The organism is Pseudoalteromonas sp. NCIMB 1079 (assembly GCF_040567695.1).
In the GTDB taxonomy this organism is placed as follows: domain Bacteria; phylum Pseudomonadota; class Gammaproteobacteria; order Enterobacterales; family Alteromonadaceae; genus Pseudoalteromonas; species Pseudoalteromonas distincta.
On record NZ_JBEWZA010000001.1, the window covers coordinates 2,742,051 to 2,761,655 of the forward strand.

The 19,605-nt window shown below is 39.2% G+C and carries 15 protein-coding genes, 1 other RNA gene and 1 pseudogene; 7 read left to right on the plus strand and 10 right to left on the minus strand.

Annotated elements, in window-relative coordinates; genetic code table 11:
- Window positions 1-10 precede the first annotated feature (10 nt).
- Window positions 11-754: a hypothetical protein gene (locus ABX891_RS12680; RefSeq protein ID WP_354629663.1), complete on the minus strand. Its 744-nt coding sequence runs from the start codon at window positions 752-754 to the stop codon at window positions 11-13.
- A 435-nt stretch (window positions 755-1,189) separates the two neighbouring features.
- Here ABX891_RS12680 and ABX891_RS12685 point away from each other — a divergent pair, with 435 nt between their 5' ends.
- The 5 genes and pseudogenes from ABX891_RS12685 to ABX891_RS12705 all read left to right on the plus strand — a co-directional run bounded on the left by ABX891_RS12685 (window position 1,190) and on the right by ABX891_RS12705 (window position 6,237).
- Window positions 1,190-2,614 (plus strand): sugar porter family MFS transporter, encoded by a 1,425-nt coding sequence (locus ABX891_RS12685; protein ID WP_354629664.1) that lies wholly within the window; start codon window positions 1,190-1,192, stop codon window positions 2,612-2,614.
- Window positions 2,615-2,993: 379 nt separating this feature from the next.
- Window positions 2,994-4,253: an OmpP1/FadL family transporter gene (locus ABX891_RS12690; protein WP_354629665.1), complete on the plus strand. Its 1,260-nt coding sequence runs from the start codon at window positions 2,994-2,996 to the stop codon at window positions 4,251-4,253.
- A 3-nt stretch (window positions 4,254-4,256) separates the two neighbouring features.
- A complete protein-coding gene (locus ABX891_RS12695) occupies window positions 4,257-4,670 on the plus strand; it encodes a YeeE/YedE family protein (protein ID WP_354629666.1) in 414 nt (137 codons plus the stop codon).
- Window positions 4,671-4,673: 3 nt separating this feature from the next.
- Window positions 4,674-5,075, plus strand: coding sequence for a DUF6691 family protein (locus ABX891_RS12700; RefSeq protein WP_149591874.1), 402 nt, complete (start codon window positions 4,674-4,676; stop codon window positions 5,073-5,075).
- Between the two features lie 96 nt (window positions 5,076-5,171).
- Window positions 5,172-6,237: pseudogene (locus tag ABX891_RS12705) on the plus strand (mechanosensitive ion channel family protein).
- 34 nt (window positions 6,238-6,271) lie between these two features.
- Here the strand turns inward: ABX891_RS12705 and ABX891_RS12710 are convergent.
- The 5 genes from ABX891_RS12710 to ABX891_RS12730 all read right to left on the minus strand — a co-directional run bounded on the left by ABX891_RS12710 (window position 6,272) and on the right by ABX891_RS12730 (window position 12,466).
- The gene (locus ABX891_RS12710; protein ID WP_354629667.1) at window positions 6,272-8,407 is read right to left on the minus strand and encodes a TonB-dependent siderophore receptor; all 2,136 of its coding nucleotides are present in this window, start codon (window positions 8,405-8,407) and stop codon (window positions 6,272-6,274) included.
- Between the two features lie 219 nt (window positions 8,408-8,626).
- Window positions 8,627-8,938, minus strand: a complete 312-nt coding sequence (locus tag ABX891_RS12715; protein WP_002958288.1) for an EthD family reductase — start codon at window positions 8,936-8,938, stop codon at window positions 8,627-8,629.
- A 593-nt stretch (window positions 8,939-9,531) separates the two neighbouring features.
- A complete protein-coding gene (scpC, locus tag ABX891_RS12720) occupies window positions 9,532-11,058 on the minus strand; it encodes a succinyl-CoA:acetate CoA-transferase ScpC (RefSeq protein ID WP_354629668.1) in 1,527 nt (508 codons plus the stop codon).
- Between the two features lie 296 nt (window positions 11,059-11,354).
- An RNA gene (ffs, locus tag ABX891_RS12725) (signal recognition particle sRNA small type) lies at window positions 11,355-11,451 on the minus strand.
- Between the two features lie 139 nt (window positions 11,452-11,590).
- On the minus strand, window positions 11,591-12,466 hold the full coding sequence (locus ABX891_RS12730; RefSeq protein ID WP_354629669.1) for a DUF3014 domain-containing protein: 876 nt from the start codon (window positions 12,464-12,466) through the stop codon (window positions 11,591-11,593).
- 239 nt (window positions 12,467-12,705) lie between these two features.
- Here ABX891_RS12730 and ABX891_RS12735 point away from each other — a divergent pair, with 239 nt between their 5' ends.
- Complete coding sequence (locus tag ABX891_RS12735) at window positions 12,706-13,851, plus strand: patatin-like phospholipase family protein (protein WP_002958292.1); 1,146 nt, start codon at window positions 12,706-12,708, stop codon at window positions 13,849-13,851.
- A gap of 15 nt (window positions 13,852-13,866) precedes the next feature.
- On the opposite strand, the gene ABX891_RS12740 is transcribed toward ABX891_RS12735, so the two are convergent.
- Complete coding sequence (locus tag ABX891_RS12740) at window positions 13,867-15,840, minus strand: monovalent cation:proton antiporter family protein (protein WP_354629670.1); 1,974 nt, start codon at window positions 15,838-15,840, stop codon at window positions 13,867-13,869.
- A 133-nt stretch (window positions 15,841-15,973) separates the two neighbouring features.
- Here ABX891_RS12740 and ABX891_RS12745 point away from each other — a divergent pair, with 133 nt between their 5' ends.
- Window positions 15,974-16,870 (plus strand): GGDEF domain-containing protein, encoded by an 897-nt coding sequence (locus ABX891_RS12745; protein WP_002958294.1) that lies wholly within the window; start codon window positions 15,974-15,976, stop codon window positions 16,868-16,870.
- Between the two features lie 30 nt (window positions 16,871-16,900).
- Here the strand turns inward: ABX891_RS12745 and ABX891_RS12750 are convergent, their stop codons facing one another.
- The 3 genes from ABX891_RS12750 to accA all read right to left on the minus strand — a co-directional run bounded on the left by ABX891_RS12750 (window position 16,901) and on the right by accA (window position 19,599).
- Window positions 16,901-17,254: a hypothetical protein gene (locus tag ABX891_RS12750; RefSeq protein ID WP_024606283.1), complete on the minus strand. Its 354-nt coding sequence runs from the start codon at window positions 17,252-17,254 to the stop codon at window positions 16,901-16,903.
- A complete protein-coding gene (tilS, locus tag ABX891_RS12755; protein ID WP_354629671.1) occupies window positions 17,255-18,559 on the minus strand; it encodes a tRNA lysidine(34) synthetase TilS in 1,305 nt (434 codons plus the stop codon).
- A gap of 83 nt (window positions 18,560-18,642) precedes the next feature.
- Entirely contained in the window at window positions 18,643-19,599 is a 957-nt protein-coding gene (accA, locus tag ABX891_RS12760) for an acetyl-CoA carboxylase carboxyl transferase subunit alpha (RefSeq protein ID WP_002958297.1), read from the minus strand.
- Between the last annotated feature and the right edge of the window lie 6 nt (window positions 19,600-19,605).

Below are 19,605 nucleotides of genomic sequence, written 5' to 3' on the forward strand. Positions count from 1 at the left end.
AAATTGCTTGCTATGTGTGCTGCTCTACCGTGAACACAATGTCTTTTAATTCAGAAGTAATACGCAAAACATTATTTTCAACTAAACCTATAAACTCAAAGATTAACTCAGAAGAATTAATAGAAAAATCTCCTGAATCTAAATTAACAATAAGCTTCGGCTCATCTCCATCCCTTAGCCCACGATTGAATGCTATACGCATAGTATTTAATTGAGCGTGCCTTTCTGTTTCATTTAAATTTTGAACTTGGGAGTTTTGATGGGCTATTTTGTTTCTCAAATTTTGAAACTCTCGTAATCTACTGTAAGTAGCGTTATCACTTTTACCACAAACACCAGTAAGTAGTTTGATAAAAAGGAGAGATTTTTCAGATACATTACTATTTTTTAATTGCGTATAACAGAGCTTACTACTCGTTTGTAACTTAATAAGCTCACTCAGTTTTTGTAATGAGCTTTCATAAACTGTATATGTCAAAACGATTAATGAGTTATAAAAATAACTTTTAATTTTTGCTGCTTCAATGAAATAAGACTCATCTATTTGCTCTGCTAAATCAGGGTTACTGTCAAGGTTACTTGCTAGTTCAAATTCCAATGAATCCAACATATCATTGACTGGCTCTGCTAAACGATCTACATACTTTTTTAAATAGTCTATTTCGAATTCAAAACCTATTTTGAAGTCATTTAGCTCTATAGACTTAGCTACCACATGTTCTTTATTTCTAAGCAAACTAATACCTATATTCACAATTTTTACACTTAACAACTTAATCGACGACATTTGTCGTTTTATAAACCTACAATGTTCCTATATTCAATGCATTTACCTTAACCACCAAATAATCACTTGTAAACAATTACCTAACTTCCAATCAATTTATGTAATTGCAAAAGCACACTTAAAGGTACAGATCAGTAATATTGTTCCAACAGGCACTTTCCATAAAGTGCATATTATTTATTGAAATTTAGTTTTTGTTATTTAAAATTCGCTACTTAATTTCAAAGTATTGAGTCTAACGCCGTTAAGCTAGTACCTTCAAATTAAAGCCCTTAAACTAAAGCCTTTAAAAATGGCTCAATTTATACTCACCAACCCCTTTATACCCGCACAAGCATATTCAACCATAACGCTTTACGATATTATGCTTTTTTATATTCAATTTAACTTTCAGGGCATATAATGACAACGCACACACCGCCTTCCCACTCAGCCAACACAGCTGAAAATACCTCTCTTATTTACGTAATTTTTATATCGGCTGTGGCTGCTATTGGTGGCTTTTTATTTGGTTTTGACTCGGGCGTTATTAACGGCACGGTGTCGGCACTCGGTAATGCTTTTAATTCAAGCAGTGTGGCTACGGGGTTTAACGTAGCGTCTGTGTTACTTGGCTGTGCTTTAGGTGCGCTTGCTGCGGGGCCGCTGGCTGATAAATTTGGTCGCCGTGCAATTATGATCATCACCGCTATTATTTTTGCCATTAGTGCATTTGGTTCGGGCATTAGCGAAAGCTCTGCGGAGTTTATTTTTTACCGTTTATTTGGTGGTTTAGGTATTGGTGCTGCATCAGTATTAGCGCCTGCTTATATTGCAGAAGTTGCGCCACCAGCACTACGTGGCCGTTTAGCTACACTACAACAACTCGCTATTGTATTGGGTTTATTTGCTGCTTTTTTAAGTAACTACTTAATTGCTGATGCAGCAGGCAGTGCGCAAAATATTTTAATGCTTGATATAGCCGCTTGGCGGTGGATGTTTTGGGCTGAGCTTGTGCCTGCTGTGTTGTTTTTAGTGGGTGTGTTGTTTATTCCTGAGTCGCCTCGTTATTTAGTGGCGCAAGGTAAAGTGGATAATGCAAAAACGGTATTTAGTAAAATATCGAACGACAACATTGATGCGCAAATAAGCGATGTTAAACGCTCATTGCATAGCGATAAAAAGCCAAGTATTCGCGATTTATTTATTGATAACAGTAAAAAAGTACACCCAATTGTTTGGGTGGGTGTGGCGCTGAGTGTGTTTCAGCAATTTGTGGGTATTAACGTGGTGTTTTATTACGGCTCTGAGCTTTGGCAAGCAGCTGGATTTGACGAGTCGCAATCGTTATTTATAAATGTACTCGCAGGCACAACGAATATTGTATCAACCTTTATTGCCATTGCCCTAGTTGACAAAATTGGCCGTAAACCACTGCTGCTTGTAGGCAGTATTGGTATGTTTATTAGCTTAAGCGCGCTTACTTATATATTTGGCAGTGCAGGCCTTGATGAAGCAGGCAAACTTGCCCTTAGCGATAACATGGGTACGTTTGCGCTGATTATGGCTAACTTATTTGTGGTATTTTTTGGCTTAAGTTGGGGCCCTGTAGTTTGGGTATTATTAGGCGAAATGTTTAATAACCGCATTCGCGGTGCAGCGCTTGCTGTTGCGGCTAGCGCACAATGGATTGCTAACTTTGCCATTACCATGACCTTCCCTATTATGCTTGCCAATATAGGCCTTGCCGGTGCTTATGGCTTTTATGCGTTATCGGCACTTATAAGCATATTTTTTGTTGTTAAATACATTAAAGAAACACGCGGTAAAACGCTCGAATCTATGTAATTTTTAAAAGCGGTGATATTAATCGCCGCTTTGCTTTTACATACAATGGCGTTATTTAAGAGTGATTGTTTGGATGAGCTAAACGTTAATTAATAAATATATTTTAAACTGCTGTTAATACGTAAACGCTCCTTTTACCAGCACACTTTTAATACCAAAGCGTATAGCTACCGATTGCATACTTAAATATCACTACAGCTCAATACGTTAGCGAACCTTTTAACTTAAGCTAAGGTTGAATGGCAATCTACGCTCATTTATTTTAACTTTATAACCATTGCCGTATTACCTTTTATTATAACTAATCTATTTAAATTCCTTTTTAGAATATCAAAAATTAGCTATTGTCCGCCCATTCCAACTTTATGTATTTACTAAAATGAAAAAACAGTTAATTTCAGGCTTAGCTTTAACGTGCGCGTTAGGTTCGTTCAGTGCATTTGCTACTAATGGTTATTTTACTCACGGCTATGGCATGACCCACAAAGGCATGGCTGGTGCAGGTGTAGCGCTGTCAGAAGAGTTAATGTCTGGCGCTAATAATCCAGCAACTTTTTTACCTAAAGGAACAGAGCTATCACTGGGCTTAGAGCTTTTTTCACCTGAGCGAAAATACACGGCATCGAAAGTAGATACTTTTTACCCTGACGCTTTTTATCTTGAAGCAAAAACACAAAAAAGCGACAACTCCGTATTCGCCATTCCAGAATTTGCTATTGGCCACCAATTAAATGAAAAAGTAAATATTGGCTTATTAGTGTATGGCAATGGCGGTATGAATTCTGAGTACGACGCAGAGTCCGCTCCTGAAGGGACTTTTTATGGTGGAACGGCTGGCGTTGATTTAAAGCAGCTCTTTATTAGCCCAACAGTAAGCTATAAGTTGAATGAACAAACACGCCTTGGTGTATCCCCGATTTACGTAGTGCAACAATTTGAAGCGCAAGGGCTTGGAAACTTTGCTCCTTTTTCGCAATCACCAGAAGCGCTTACAAATAATGGTACTGATACAAGTACGGGGTTTGGTGTTCAATTAGGGATAAGCCATGCAATTAACTCATCGCTTAGTTTAGGCGCAAGTTACCGCTCATCAGTGTCTATGGAAGAGTTTGATAGCTATAAAGGTTTGTTTGCAGAGCAAGGCGGATTTGATCTGCCAAGTTCGTTTCAAATTGGTGCAGCTTATAAACTTACACCTAGTAATCAGGTAGTATTTGATTGGCAAAAAATAAATTACAGCGAAGTAAAAAGTATTTCAAACCCAGTCGATAACTTGATGTCAGCGCCTTTAGGAGCTAACGCAGGTGCTGGGTTTGGCTGGAACGATATGACTATTTATAAGCTTGGCTATCAGTGGCAGCGTACATCGCAACAAAAAATTCGTTTTGGGGTGTCTTACACCGAGCAACCTATTCCTTCGTCACAAGTTATATTAAATATTTTAGCGCCGGGCGTTCAAGAGTGGCATTTTACAACGGGCTTTAGCCATTCTTTTACCAACAAGGTACAATTAAACGCTATGGCTTTTTATTCGCCAGCTAAAAAAGTAACGGGTGCTAACTACTTAGCACCTAATCAACAATTATCAATCGAAATGAAACAAACCGGTTTAGGTGTTTCTATTGTTTGGGAAATTTAAAAAATGGTAACAGAATTCACCCCCGTATCGGCTGCAATAGGCGGTGCATTAATAGGTATAGCGTGTACGTTATTACTGGTTTTATACGGAAAAATTGCAGGCATATCGGGCATTGTTAAGTCTGTATTTGCTAAAGCAAATTCGGGCTCGCGTTGGCAGTTATACTTTATTTTAGGATTGTTGTTGGCAGGTATAGCTGTAAGAGTATTTGCCCCTTCTTTATTAGAGGGCGAATTGCAGTTGCCGCCTTGGCTTATTGTTGTTTCAGGGCTTTTAGTTGGTGCTGGTACAACGTTAGCTAATGGGTGTACAAGTGGCCATGGTGTGTGTGGCATGTCGCGCTTTTCTACTCGCTCTTGGGTTGCAACATGTACATTTATGCTTGTTGCCTTCATTACAGCAAACCTTGTAGGATAAATAATGAAAGCAATTATGATGGTTGTTATAGGCTTTATATTTGGCTTAGGACTTATTATTAGCGGGATGACAAACCCTGCTAAAGTGATTAACTTTCTTACCTATGGAAACCAATGGGACCCAAGCTTAATTATAGTGATGGCTGTTGCCATGCTAATAATGATGCTTACATGGTTATGGGTTGCAAAAAAAGAGAAGCCACTTATTTCAGGAACGTTTAATTTAAGTAATTTAAAAAATATTGATGCGCGCTTAATTATCGGCTCAGTACTTTTTGGTTTAGGCTGGGGTTTAAGTGGTATATGCCCAGGGCCTGGTTTGGTTCAATTGGTGTCTCTTAAAATGGAGTTTTTATTATTTTTTGCAGCCGTGCTAGGCGGTATGTGGTTAGCCAAAAAAGTATGATACTTACTGCCGACTAAACTCGGCAGCTACTTTACCCAAACAAAGGTACATAACTTGCTGCAATATATATAAAACTATATTGAACAGGTTTAAGTTATGCTAAATAAAGCGCTGGAATTTTCTAACAGCACACCTTGGTTAAGCGCAGCATCCTCTCTTTTACTTATAGCTATACTACTGTTTTTAATTCGTTTTTTGTAATGTACTGGCTAAAAAAATGGACTTCAAAAACCAAATTTATATTCGATACTTTACTAATAGAGTCAATATCTAAGCCGCTAACACTGTGCACAATTATTGTGCTACTCACCATTTTAGAGCACGACACCTTCATTATTAGTACTTCTATTTCTCAGCAGATCCCTTTTAATAGCATTAATATTGTATTAGCGCTGCTTGCACTTATTATGTTTTTAGACCGCTTTATTATTGGCACTATTAATTACTATGGTAAACAATCTGCCGTGGTTTTTAATTCAAAAAGCATAATTAAAGGCGTGATACGCGTTACATTATCGTCAGTGGTATTAATGGGCACGTTAGGTATTTCTATTACGCCAATTATTGCCTCATTAGGTATTACGTCACTGGCTGTTGCTCTTGCTTTGCAACCTACCCTTGAAAACTTTTTTCTGGCGTGCAGCTAGTAATAGATAAACCTATAAGGGTGGGTGATTTTATTGAGCTTGAATCTAAGGAGCAAGGCTTTGTTGATCATATAGGCTGGCGCTCTACATGGGTTAAAATGCTACCCAACAATATGATTATTATACCTAATAGCCAATTATCTAAATCGCGTATTATTAATTACTTTTACCCTGAAAAAGAGCTAAGCATGCCTGTTGATATAAGTGTGCATTACGATTCAGATTTAGAATTTGTTGAGCAAGTAACACTTGAAGTGGCTCGTGAAATACTTATTTCACACGAATGGGGCGTTGATGATTACAATACCTTTGATAGATCAAGCATTAACTTTACGGTAATGCTTAGAGCTAAAGAATACTTTAATCGCTTTTGGGTTAAATCTGCTTTTATAAAAGCCTTGCATAAACGCTATAAAAAAGAAGGTATTGTAATTCCCTTCCCTATTACGGCTATTAACACGACTCAAGAGGCCGCTAAATTTAATAGTGATAAAAAGGTGCAAGGCGATACTTAAAGCAAAGCGCGAGTAACTCTCGCGCTAATAAGTATTAAAACTTGTAGGTTATTTGCCCAATAATTTCGCGAGGGCTGCCGGGAAAGTGGCCGTTTCGCTCAGTAAAGCCACTAACCGCGTATTCTTTATCAAACAGGTTATTAATATTTACACTCAGCAATACGTTGTCAAAGCGACTCGTCCAGCTCATATCAAATACGGTAAATGGTTTTACTTTTTGACCACCGGTACTCAGTTGCTCACTTACGTAATTTGCACCAAAGGCAATTGATGAGTCAATTGAATCAATAGCGTAGCGAGTCCATAAACCTGCCTGGTGGCGTGGTGCATTAGCAAAGCGCGAACCATCTCCAAATGTATTTGAAAGCGTATCACCCGTTACGCCGTCTACCACTTGCGTATCGTTGTATGCGTAGTTAGCCGTTACGGTCCAGTGCGCTGATAAATCGCCGACTAAAGTTGTTTCAAACCCTCGGCTTTCTACTTCACCTATATTTAAAAGTGCAGCAATGCCATCTCCAGCTCCCGTATCGTCAGGGTTGCTCATTACCACGTTTTCTTTATTAATTTGATAAATTGCAAAGGTGCTCATAATTTTGCCGTCGAGCCATTGGTTTTTCATACCCAGCTCTGTTTGCTTGCCGGTTTCTGGTTCTAAATTACCTTCGCCTTCTACATCTTCTTGGTCGGCTGACGATGTAGGGTTAAAGCTCTCTGAGTAGTTAATATATACCGATGTGTTTTCTACTGGCTGATAAGTAACAGCAACGCGCGGCGTTATATCGTTATCTGAGTAACTAAAACCAGTTTCTTGATTAAACTCTTTAAAATGGTCATAGCGTAAACCTGCAATTATTGTCCACTGCTCGCCTATGCTAATTACGTCTTGTGCATATACACCAAATCGGTCGGTATCAACGCCATCGCGGTTCATGTCGGTGAGGTTATAAGTGCTTGGGTCGGTTTCACCGTAGTTTAAATTAAAAATATTTAAATTAGCGACGCCATCGGCCTCATATCGGGCACGAAAGTAGTCATATTCGGTATCAACGGTGTGGTAATCACCACCAAATAAAAACTGATGGGTTAATTGTCCTTTTCCAAAGTTATAAACAAAGTCGGTGGTTATACTTGCTTCTTTATTGGCACGAAATTGCTTACGGTATTCTCGTTTGATGGTTTCGTCATCAATGTTTGCTTCGCCATCACCATTTACATCTACCCAACTTTGCGACTCATGGTAGCCTTGATCGCGTTCGTTATCCATGTAACGCAGTGTGCTACTTACAGAAAAATCATCACTAAAGTAATGGCTAAGTTCTGCTTGAAGCACCAACGCTTCCATATCTTGATAATCAACCGCTTCATTAGCGTTATAACTTGGGTCAACTAAAAAGTTACCGTTGTCATCTACCGGTACGCCCCGTAAGCGGTTACCGCCTAGGTCTTGTTTAATGTAGTCAACACTTGTGGTTAGGGTTGTTGAATCACTTAAATCAAATAACAATCCACCTGTTAGCTCGGTGTTTTTTGAGTCTGCATTGTTACGAAAGCTGTCTTGCTCTTCATAAAAACCACCCAACCTATAAGCCATTGTATCGCTTAAACCACCGGTCATATCGAGTGATGCACCACGGGTGTTGTAGTTACCCAAAGTAAGCTTTAGTTCGCGTTTTTGTGTGTAGCTTGGCTTTTTGGTTACGTAATTAATCATCCCACCAGGTTCGCCACCGCCATACAAAGCAGAGGCAGGCCCTTTTAATACTTCAACACGTTCAACATTAAATAACTGCGGTACACCAAAGCCCGAATATGGGTCGCCACGCACACCATCGTAAAATACATTTGCGTCATCTCTAAAACCACGAAAAGTTACGCCTGAGTAGCTATATTCGCTCACTCCCGCAATAGAGCGGTATAAATCGGTAATGTCGCGCGCGGCTTGGTCAATAATAAGTTGCTCGGTTAATACCTGCGCAGATTGCGGTAATTTAATAAGATCTAAATCCGTTTTAGTACCAATTTTACTTTCGGTTTCTAGGTAAAATTGCTGGGCACGGCCAGTTACTTCTATTTTTTCAATATCGTCGTTTTGTTGTGAAAAAGCTATATTAGAAAAAACAGATAAAGACGCAGCAATACTTAATGCCAAATAATTAGGGTTAAACATGATAATTCCTGGGAGAAGTGTAGATATCCAACAATCTAAATGATAACTTTTATCATTTTCATAATCAACACAAGGGCGGGTTTAATACATCTAAATATTAGAACTAATATTACTTAAAACAGAGCGCTAGCCCTTTTATTGCAGTTAAAATAAAACCCCTACTGTATTAAATACAGTAGGGGTTATTAAGTAATTCTTAAATTAGTTTTAGCGTGTAATTTACCCAGCAATATTGCTAATTTGAATTACTGGAGACACGTTAGTAAAATTAACTAAATCAGCCGCTATTACTTCTTGATGAGGTGCAAAGGCTTGCTGAAAAGATTCTACCGATTCAAACACTAAATGCCCCATAGCAATATAAGTTGGCGCTTCGCCCGGTGCGCCACCTGCTAAACCTGCATCTGCACTACTTGATATAAGCGCTTTACCAACTAACTCTGCAACTAGGGGTAAATGTGTTTTACAGTAGTAGTCCATATCGAAAGTAGCACTTTCATTATTTGGGTATAATACGCTTACTTTAATCATTACATTCTCTCTTTTATTTACTAAAAAATTTAAAGCGTCTTTTGAAACAGTATGAATCATACATAAGTAAAAAACGCATAAGTGAGCAGTCGCTCAATTATGCAGTATTCATACTCATAGCGCCAGTAATTTGATTGCAGTGCTTATTTTAATTAAGGTGATACTTCGCTAATTTACTTAAGTGCGGGTCGTTTTTTAAAAGGTTTGGGCGGTAAAGACTCTACAAAGTTAACGCACGTATTTACCCAATATGCTAAATCAGAATCAGACTCAAAACCTTCAGGCAAAATATAAACCAAGCCCTTAACTAGTTTTACTGTAAGGTCGCTCTTCTAACCCTCTGTCAAACGCCATTTAAGCATCTCTATTTTTTAATAAACACATTACACACTTAATAACGGTAATAGCACCTAAACCTAAGTAAATAAAATAATAAAAGGTGGCTGGGAAAGGTATGCAAAGAGTAGGTATAAAATTATTTTGGGCTTAAAGTTTTTATTAAACCGCACTAATCAAAGCTGATTGAGCTGACACTAGTGCGGTTCAAAAGTAAGTATAAAACTTACTAATTCAATATTAATAAACCAAAATGCTCATGCAGACAGTTGCACTTGAGCATCGGTTACAGATACTTTTTTCATGCTGCCTTGTTGTTCAAGACGAATATGCCAGCTAAACGCTTCTTCTAGTAAATGAGGGGTATGCCCGCCACGCTCACAAGCGCGCTCATAATAGTCTAACATCGCTTCGCGATATTCTGGGTGCACACAATGCTTAATAACTTGTACAGCACGCTCACGTGGTGCTAAACCGCGTAAATCAGCTAAACCTTGCTCAGTTACTAATATATCAACATCATGCTCGTTATGATCAACGTGGCTCGCCATAGGCACTACGCTTGAAATAGCGCCATTTTTAGCAATCGATTTAGTCACAAATATTGCTAAATGAGCATTACGAGCAAAATCACCAGAGCCGCCAATACCATTCATCATTCGTGTACCACAAACATGCGTTGAATTTACGTTGCCATACATATCAAACTCAAGTGCAGTGTTTATTGCAATAATACCTAAACGGCGCACTATTTCAGGGTGGTTCGAAATTTCTTGAGGGCGTAACACTAGCTTGTGTTTGTATTTTTCTAAATTATTAAATACTTGTGCGTTACAACGCTCAGACAACACAATTGAACTGCCCGATGCAAAGCTCATCTTACCTGCGTCAATTAAGTCAAACGTCGAATCTTGTAGTACTTCAGAGTACATTGTTAGGTCTTTAAAGTCAGAGTCGAGTAATCCCATCATTACCGCATTTGCAATGTTGCCAATGCCTGCTTGTAGCGGACCTAAATTAGCTGGCAATTTATTTTGAGCCACCTCATCTTTAAAAAAGTTAACTAAATGGCGCGCGATAGATGCGGTGTCTTCATCTGGGTCGGTAACGGTAGAAAACGAGTCGCTTTGGTTAGTAAAAACAATACCAACAATTTTTGCAGGATCGATAGGAATAGCAGTACTACCAATTCTATCATCTACTTTAACTAACGGCATTGGTTGGCGAGTAGGACGATACGAAGGAATGTATATATCGTGCAAACCTTCAAGATTCGGGTTATGCAGCATATTAATTTCAACGATGACTTGTTTGGCAAAAATAGCAAAACTGGCTGAGTTACCGACCGATGTAGTAGGCACAATATGCCCTTCTTCGGTAATAGCGACGGCTTCAATAACAGCTACATCAGGCATGGTTAATTGATGATTTCGTAGATGCTCAACCGTTTCAGATAAATGCTGATCAATAAACATAACTTCGCCGTTATTAATCGCTTTACGCAAAGTACTATCTACTTGAAAAGGCATACGACGCGCTAAAATGCCCGCTTCCGTTAATAGCTTATCGAGATCATTACCTAATGATGCGCCCGTCATTAAATTTATTTTGATAGGATTTTTTTTGACTTGCTCAATTAATGCTCTGGGTACTGCTTTAGCTTCTCCGGCACGAGTGAAGCCACTCATCCCTACAGTCATTCCATCTTTAATAAACAGACTTGCCTGCTCAGCAGACATAACTTTATTATGCAGATTACTATTGCGAATACGTTCCAAGTTCATTTTGAGCCCCTTTCTAAATTTGGCATTATTCTAATCCTAACTTCGTACTACACAATCTAGACTTAAGTCGTATTTACGAATCGAGGATGAACAAAATGTTTAAAAGGGAGGTTATTTTACTTTTAGTAAACACTATAATGTGGTTATTAGTAATAATTTTTACAAAAACGACACAAAAATCTATAAGGAAATTTATAAAGTAATCTATGAACAAATCGTATTATTAAATAAGATGAATTATTTTGAAGAGATAAATTTATTAGTTTAAACACCCAAATGAGGAATTTGGGTGGCAGTCTTACCAGCCACATCTCGGCACACACGTCACAAACTGTGGCTGCTCCCTTCCGGGCCTGACCAGGTTCGCCTGCTAGTGTTGCGAGAGGACCAATAAGACTACCATTGAGGGCCTTGGTTGGCGCGGGAAAGATTATCTCTACTTTTGCTCTGTTATTCAAGGGATAATCTAAAAAGAAAGTGCGATTGCATACTTCATATACAATCGCGACGTATTTAGCTGTTTTAGTGCGTATTAATTGTTCTCTAACTGCGCTTTTATATTACGAAGTGCTGCTTTTACTTTTTTCATGTTTTCTGGACCCATACGTAAAAGCTGTTTTTGCGCAGCAGGTAATTGCTCCCACTCCGAAAACGCATACTGATACGTCACTGAATCGCGAAGTAACGGCAAGTCACCTTCAGGCTCTGGCGTATCAAGTAATAAATCGATTGCATCGGTTAGCGTTTGATTAAACTCGTCATCGCCGTAACCAATTTCACTGTATGCATTATTTATAAGTGGCTTGTACTCTTCGTACATGCGAACGGCTTGCGCTGCACTCATACTAGTAAATATTTTCACATACGGGGTATAACGCTCGTAGCTGTTAGGGTTAATTGTGAGGATATCCCCTTCATTAACGCTAAATTTATCTTCTGGCTGTACAACAGGCGTGTGCTTTTTAGCTACCTTACCTTTAGCTAGGTTATCTACAAATACAACACCACGGCGAATTACATCGTCAGTCACCATTAGGCTCATTACTGAGTCGCTTAGGTACTCATCCATTTTAGCAACCACAACTGCATCACTTTCGTTAAGTGTTGGTAGTGGCTCTACTTCAGGCTCCGGCTCACTCGGGCTTTGTACTGGTACTTCAAGCTCGGCTGGTTTTTCTGGCATTACAGATGGCGCGTCTACCACTGGGTCGTTCTCGGGTTTAAGCTCCATCATAGGTTGCTCTTTAACTACGGGCTCTACCTCAGTGCGTGTTTCTTGCTCGTCACTTGGTGTGAGCAATACGAAGGCGGCCGCACATGCTACGACTATTAAAATAATAACGGCGAAAAGAATATTGTTATTAGGTGGACGTTTTTGAACATCTGATGCTTCTGGTTTATCTGACATACGAACTCCATAAAAATTAAAATGCGATATCACTTAGAGTACGCTAAGTGGATTAAATTCATTCTTACACAAATACTATGACATTTTATAATACGGCAATTATAGCAAAGTAAGTTACCTACTAAATTGGGTGATTAAATAATATAATAAGCATTAGGGCAGTTATCCTTTGATTCTTCTAGCTTAAAGACTTACAGTTAATAAATAAAGTAAAGATGTAGAACAGTTTAACCACCAATATGAAAATCAAGCAAGTTGATCCACAAAAACCTAAAACCGCCTTATTACTTACAGGTGGTGGCGCACGAGCAGCTTATCAAGTCGGTGTGCTAAAAGCGCTAGCTCATAGTATGCCTCGTACTGCTCCATTGCCATTTAGAGTAATAAATGGCACCTCCGCTGGCGCTATTAACTCAGCTGCATTGGCATGTTACGCTTCTTGTGCGCATTTGGCTGTACGAAAGCTCGAATCAGTTTGGAAAAACTTTTCAACCTCTATGGTCTATAAAAGTGACTTTTTAAGCGTGTTTGGTCATATTGCTCGCAATATCTTAACGAGCTTTCAGTCAGAGCATATTAACCACCCGCCAGCGAGTCTGCTAAATAACCGCCCTCTGCGTAGTTTATTAAACGAGATTTTAGATTTACACCGCATTGAGCGCAATTTACACCGTAATTATTTAGATGCGCTGTCTATTACAGCCTCAAGTTATACAACGGGTGACTCGGTTGCATTTTTTCAATCTAATACACAAACATCTTGGCAACGTGCTAAACGCGAAGGCCGCGCAACTCGTATTAATGTTGAGCACTTAATGGCATCAAGTGCCATTCCTATGGTGTTTCCAAGTGTAAATATTTATAACCATTACTTTGGTGATGGCTCTATACATCAACTTTCTCCGCTGAGTCCGTCGATTCATTTAGGCGCTGAAAAAATATTTATTATTGGGGTAGACCAACCTAAAGAATTACACCCGCCGGGTTATTCGCCACATTATCCTGGACTCTCTGCTGTTGCGGGGCATTTACTAGACAGTGTATTTACCGACACTATGCAATCGGATTTAGAGCGTTTGGCTCGTGTTAACCGAACATTAGGGCTATTACCCGCTCGTGATAAACATCAAGAACTTAAACAAATAGATACCTTTGTAATTAACCCATCGCAAAACTTTAACGCAATTGCAGCGCAGTATTACGACGATATGCCATGGGCTATTAAAGTATTGCTACGTACCATAGGTGTTAAAAAACATTCGCAATCGAGCTTAACCAGTTATCTATTGTTTGAAAAACGCTACACCCAGCATTTAATGCAAATTGGCTATGAAGACGGTATGAAAAAATTACCGGAGATACGCAAGTTTTTAGAACTAGATTAAGCCCAAACAGAAACGTTATTCTATTCCGTCGAGCAGGTAGTGCTCTACCCGCTCAACACGCCTTGGTTTACCTTGTAACACTAAAACGTCATTAGCCAATAAGATTGTTTGTGCCGATGGCGTGTCTATTTCGGCCCCTTCTCTGCGCAGTGCTTTTACCAGTACCCGACGTTTTTCTAAATTTAGATTTTCGATTGTTTTATTAACTGCATAGGCTTTATCAGGCAGAGCAACCACATGTAAGTACTCTAACCGGTCACTTGATGTATCTTCGCTATCTTTAAAATAGCCTGCGTAAAAGCTTTGCATTAACGGATAACGATTACGACGCTCTTTACTTACTCTTCTTACAATACGCGTCATCGGTACTCCCGACATAGACAACACATGCGACACGAGCATTAAGCTTGCCTCTAACGACTCTGGTACTACTTCGGTTACACCTAGCGCTTTTAAATAATCTAGCTGGCTATCGTCACGGGTACGAATGAGTATTTTAACATTGGGTGCTATTTGCTTTATGGCATCAATAACAACCTGTGCATGATCAAACTCTGTAAAAGTAATAATAACCAAGCGAGCCCGCTCTACTCCTGCGCACTTTAAAATATCTTTTTGTTTAACATAGCCAAATATGACAGGTTCACCCGCCGCTTTGCCTTCTTGTACTATAATTGGGTTACTTTCAATCGCAACATAGTCAATTGCTTCGGGCTTTAAAAAACGCGCTATAGTTTGCCCAACTCGCGAAAAACCACAAATAACAACATGGTCGCTATAGAGCGTACTACTTTGTGGCTCACTCTCGAGCGCCAAACTTGGGCGATCGAGTATGCCTAAACGCTTTAAAATAAATGGCGTTTTATCAATCAAAAATGGGGTAAATGCCATTGAAAGCACACCAAGGGCAATTAAAAATGAAGCTTGCTCTGAGTTTAATAATTGATGCTGGCCAGCAAGTGCAATAAGTACAAAGCCAAACTCCCCCATTTGCCACAGCATAATGCCACAGGCGAGTGAATCTTGGTTTCGCTCATGCATTAGCCGCGCGCTAAAGGCTACCACTGCAATTTTTAATACCAGTAAACCCAGCAAGGCACCAATAATTATTATGATATGCCCTAGTACAAATAAAATATCTAGCTGCATACCAACAGTAACAAAAAATAGCCCCATTAAAATATCGCGAAATGGGCGTATATCGGCCTCTAACTGATGCCTGTAATGGCTCTCACCTAACATCATTCCGGCTAAAAAAGCACCTAGCGCCATAGACAAGCCAAACATATACGTTAAAAAGCCTGCAAACAACGCGACTAATATGGTGGTAAGCACAAATAACTCATCGGTTCGTACTTGCGCTATTTCTTTAAACACAATGGGCAATACCCATTTACCAATTGCCCAAAGCAGCACACATACAAATGCACCTTTACTTAGGGCAAACGCTAAAGCCCAGCCAATACTTTGAGAGTCACTTGATGCAAATAAAGGAAGTATTATTAATAGAGGAACGACAGCAATATCTTGAAAAAGCAGTACACCAACGGCTAATTGCCCACGGCGTTGATTAAGCTCCCCCGTTTCTTTTAATAACTTAACAACTACGGCGGTTGAAGAAAGCGCCATAATTGTGCCGATGGTAAAACTGGTGAGTAATGAAAAATTTAAGCAATATAGAATAATAATGAAGAGTAAACTGGTTATACCTACTTGTAATGAGCCCAAACCAAATACTAGGTTGCGCATTGCCATTAGCCGAGAAATAGAAAATTCTAGCCCTAAACTAAATAACAAAAACACAATACCCAGTTCAGCTACAAACTCTATTTCGTGAGAATGTGCAAGCCAGCCAATACCATGACTACCGGCTAAAACCCCCGTTGCTAGGTACGCTAAAATAGGCGGCAAGCCAATGCGCTTAAAAAACCACACAAAAAGAACTGCCGCGACTAATAAGCCAAAAATTTGAGCATTAATACTTTGCAAATGCAGCCTCGCGTTTAAATTAAACTAGTAGCTTGTAAGTAAATATAACAACCATATGTTTTTCATGCAATTTTAAAATATGGCACAAAAATAGCTTGGTTATTGCAAAGTAACACCCTCGGGGGAGAATTTAATGGAAAACGTCCATATTTTGACGCAGCGTGTGTCTGGTCGCGGTGATTTTTTGCCGTTTTCGGCTGAACACTCACCTACAAATGAAATAACTGAAACGCATGAACTCGTCGCAGAGCTACAAACAAGCTTAGTGATCGAGGATGTTCTGGCTATTTACGCTAAATTTGCAAAACAATTGCTCAATTTTTCTGGATTGCAATTTCAATCAACTTTAGGTACTGCTCAAACATCACAAAGTGATACAAATAGTACACCCTATATTTTTGATTTAGCGATTAATAAAGACCACTTAGGGCAGCTAATTTATTTTAGTAAATTCCCACTTGGTCAAGCCATTGAGAAAAAGCTACATACATTACATACTGCGCTGGTTTATCCACTTCGTAATGCGATGATGTATAGCCGCGTACTAAAGCTTGCCACAAAGGATGCGTTAACCGGTTTAAATAATCGTAGTCAATTTAATGACTTTTTACTTCAAAAGCTTGAAAACTGTCGCCGTTATCAACGTCCATTTAGTTTAATGTTGCTTGATTTAGATAACTTTAAACAAGTTAACGACAACTTCGGCCATAAAATTGGTGACGATACACTTAAAGAATTTTCAAAAGTACTGTGTAGTAGTATACGCGGCACTGATTCGGTATTTAGATTTGGTGGTGATGAGTTTGCTTTGCTTATTGAAGACCCTGAGTTTACAACTAATAAAGTGATTGCTGAGCGGATAATGTGCTTAGTAAGAAAATCGCCATTAATGTCTAAGTATAAAGTAACAACCAGTATTGGTTTTACTTTAGCTAACAGCCAAGATTGCGAAACTGAGATATTTGCTCGAGCAGATAAAGGTTTATACAAAGCAAAGGCATCAGGTAGAAACTGCGCAAAAGCATATTAGCCTTTACTTAACTGCATTAAATAAAAAAGCCTAGCTTCCCCCGCTAGGCTTTGCACTTACCAATTTATAAATAAACAACGCAGCACAGAATCCAAAAAAGAATCCGCTAATTAAATTAAGTAATGCAGTAATAGTAGCAAGCGGTGTAAATAATACTAAAAGCAGTGGCAGGCTCACGCCTAAAATAAAAAACAATCCACCTTTACCTAACCAATAAGCTAATAAAAGTACTGCAGATGCAATCCCACCAGCGACTGCATAACCTAACGTGACTATATTTAACTCAAGTAAAACATTAGCGATAACAGCAATAAGCGCTGTTATTAGCATACCCATTGGCGCTTTTGTTACTAACGATAAGCCAACATGCGGCTGTTTACTCATTTATTTACACTCCCAAAAAATACCATTTTCATCAACATGCTTAGCGCTTATAAAACAACCAACCACTTGAACTAATTCATCATTATAAAAAATAAGTGGCACACTGGCGCGTAGCCACGGCGCTATTTTTGCATCTTTAAACCAATGCTTAACTGTATTACTTCCAGGCTTTTTAAGTGGTTTAATACGTGCGCTATTGCAATTAAAGCGCACTATTACTTGCTCATTTGAGTGTGGAGGCCTTACTCCAAAACCAATGCTTTTAATTAATAAGCGCCCGTCTGCAAGTTTTAGCTGCGAATGATTCAGCTCAATATCAGTTAATACTTCATTTGGTGTTACAAAATACAAATAACCTTGATGACGACGTATTTGCCCATCGAGCAAATCAATACGCATTTGTGCGTCGTTTTTTGCGCACATTGCTTGATTAATAATTTGCTCAAGCTGCTTTTGCGATGGCATGACTTGTGTAAATAATGTAAGCCACGCACGTACTATATTTGCAATACGCGCTGCGCTGTATTCGTTTATTTGGCTAATGCACAGTGCTTGGTGCTCGTTAATACACTTATTTAAATCAAGCTGAGTATATTCATCAAGTAATGTTTGCTGTTGTTGTAGTAGCTCAATACTTCGTACTGTACATTGTTCAAACCCAGTAAAGCGCTCGGCTAACACAGGTACTATTTTTGAGCGTAAAAAGTTACGGTCAAAACTTTCATCTGTATTTGAGTCATCAGTTATGTGGTTAATACTAAAGCGCGCTGCAAACGCTTCTATATCGCTTCGCTTTACGTTTAACAATGGCCTAAAACATACACGGCCACTTTGCAGCAAACGCGCTTGGTGCATGGCGCCAAGCCCTTTTAAACCCGAGCCACGCTTTAAGCGCAGTAAAAACGTTTCTACTTGGTCGTTTAAATGTTGGCCCAATAAAACAATGCTGCCTTGTGGGCTTAGCTCATCAAGTGCTTTGTAACGTGCATCGCGAGCTTGGGCTTCAAGGCTCGTACGCGACTGCTGCTCAATTACAACTTTTGCGGCTTTAAAAGGCACATCAAGCTCAATACATACGTTTTTGCAAAAGCGTTGCCAGTCATCGGCATACTGGCTCAAGCCATGGTGAACATAAATAGCCGATACATCAATTGCAGGGTTATCGGCTCTTAAAGTACACATTAAATGCAGCAACACCACAGAATCAACACCACCAGAAAGCGCCACAGTAAAAACAGTGTTACCTTGCTCAATATAGCTATTTAGTGATTTTTTTAATTGCTGATAAATTGCTGTTGTATGCATATGGCCGCACTTTTATATAAAAACTCTGAACATTTTAAAGCAAAAAAGCCGCATAAGCGGCTTTTTTTTAACAATTAATGTATTTAGCAATAACCAAACGACATTAAACGTTTGTAACGTTGATCAAGCATTTCTTCAAGCGTAAGCGCTTGTAAGTCTGCTAGGTCACGCTTAAGGCGTACTTTTAAGTTACGTGCCATTGCATCGTAATTACGGTGTGCACCACCTAGTGGCTCATCAACTAAGTTGTTGATTAAGTCTAGCTCTTTAACGCGCTCTGCGGTTACACCCATTGCTTCTGCTGCAAGCGGTGCTTTGTCAGCGCTTTTCCAAAGAATAGACGCACAACCTTCAGGCGAAATTACAGAATAAGTGCTGTACTGCAACATGTTAACTCTGTCGCCAACACCAATCGCTAATGCACCACCTGAACCGCCTTCACCAATAACCGTACATATTGTCGGCACTTTAAGTGACGCCATTACTTTTAAGTTACGTGCGATTGCTTCAGATTGACCACGCTCTTCAGCGCCAACACCTGGGTATGCACCTGGTGTGTCAATAAAGGTCATGATTGGCATTTTAAAACGCTCAGCCATTTCCATTAAGCGTAATGCTTTACGGTAACCTTCTGGCTTTGGCATACCAAAGTTACGTTTAATTTTTTCAGCAGTATCACGACCTTTTTGTTGGCCAATAACCATTACCGGTTCGCCATCTAAACGCGCAATGCCACCTAAAATAGCTGGATCGTTAGCAAAAGTACGATCGCCAGCAAACTCGTCAAATTCCGTGAAAATGCGCTCGATATAATCTCGAGTGTAAGGACGCAACGGATGACGTGCTAACTGTGATACTTGCCAAGCGCCTAAATTAGAAAAAATCTCCTGTTTTTGTTTGGCACTTTTTTCTTTTAATTTGCTGACTTCCTCTTCTAACTCAAGGTCTAATTCGCCAGCGCGGCTGATACTTTGTAATTCTTCAATTTTTGCTTCTAATTCTGCAATTGGAAGCTCAAAATCAAGATAATTGAGGCTCATGCTCTA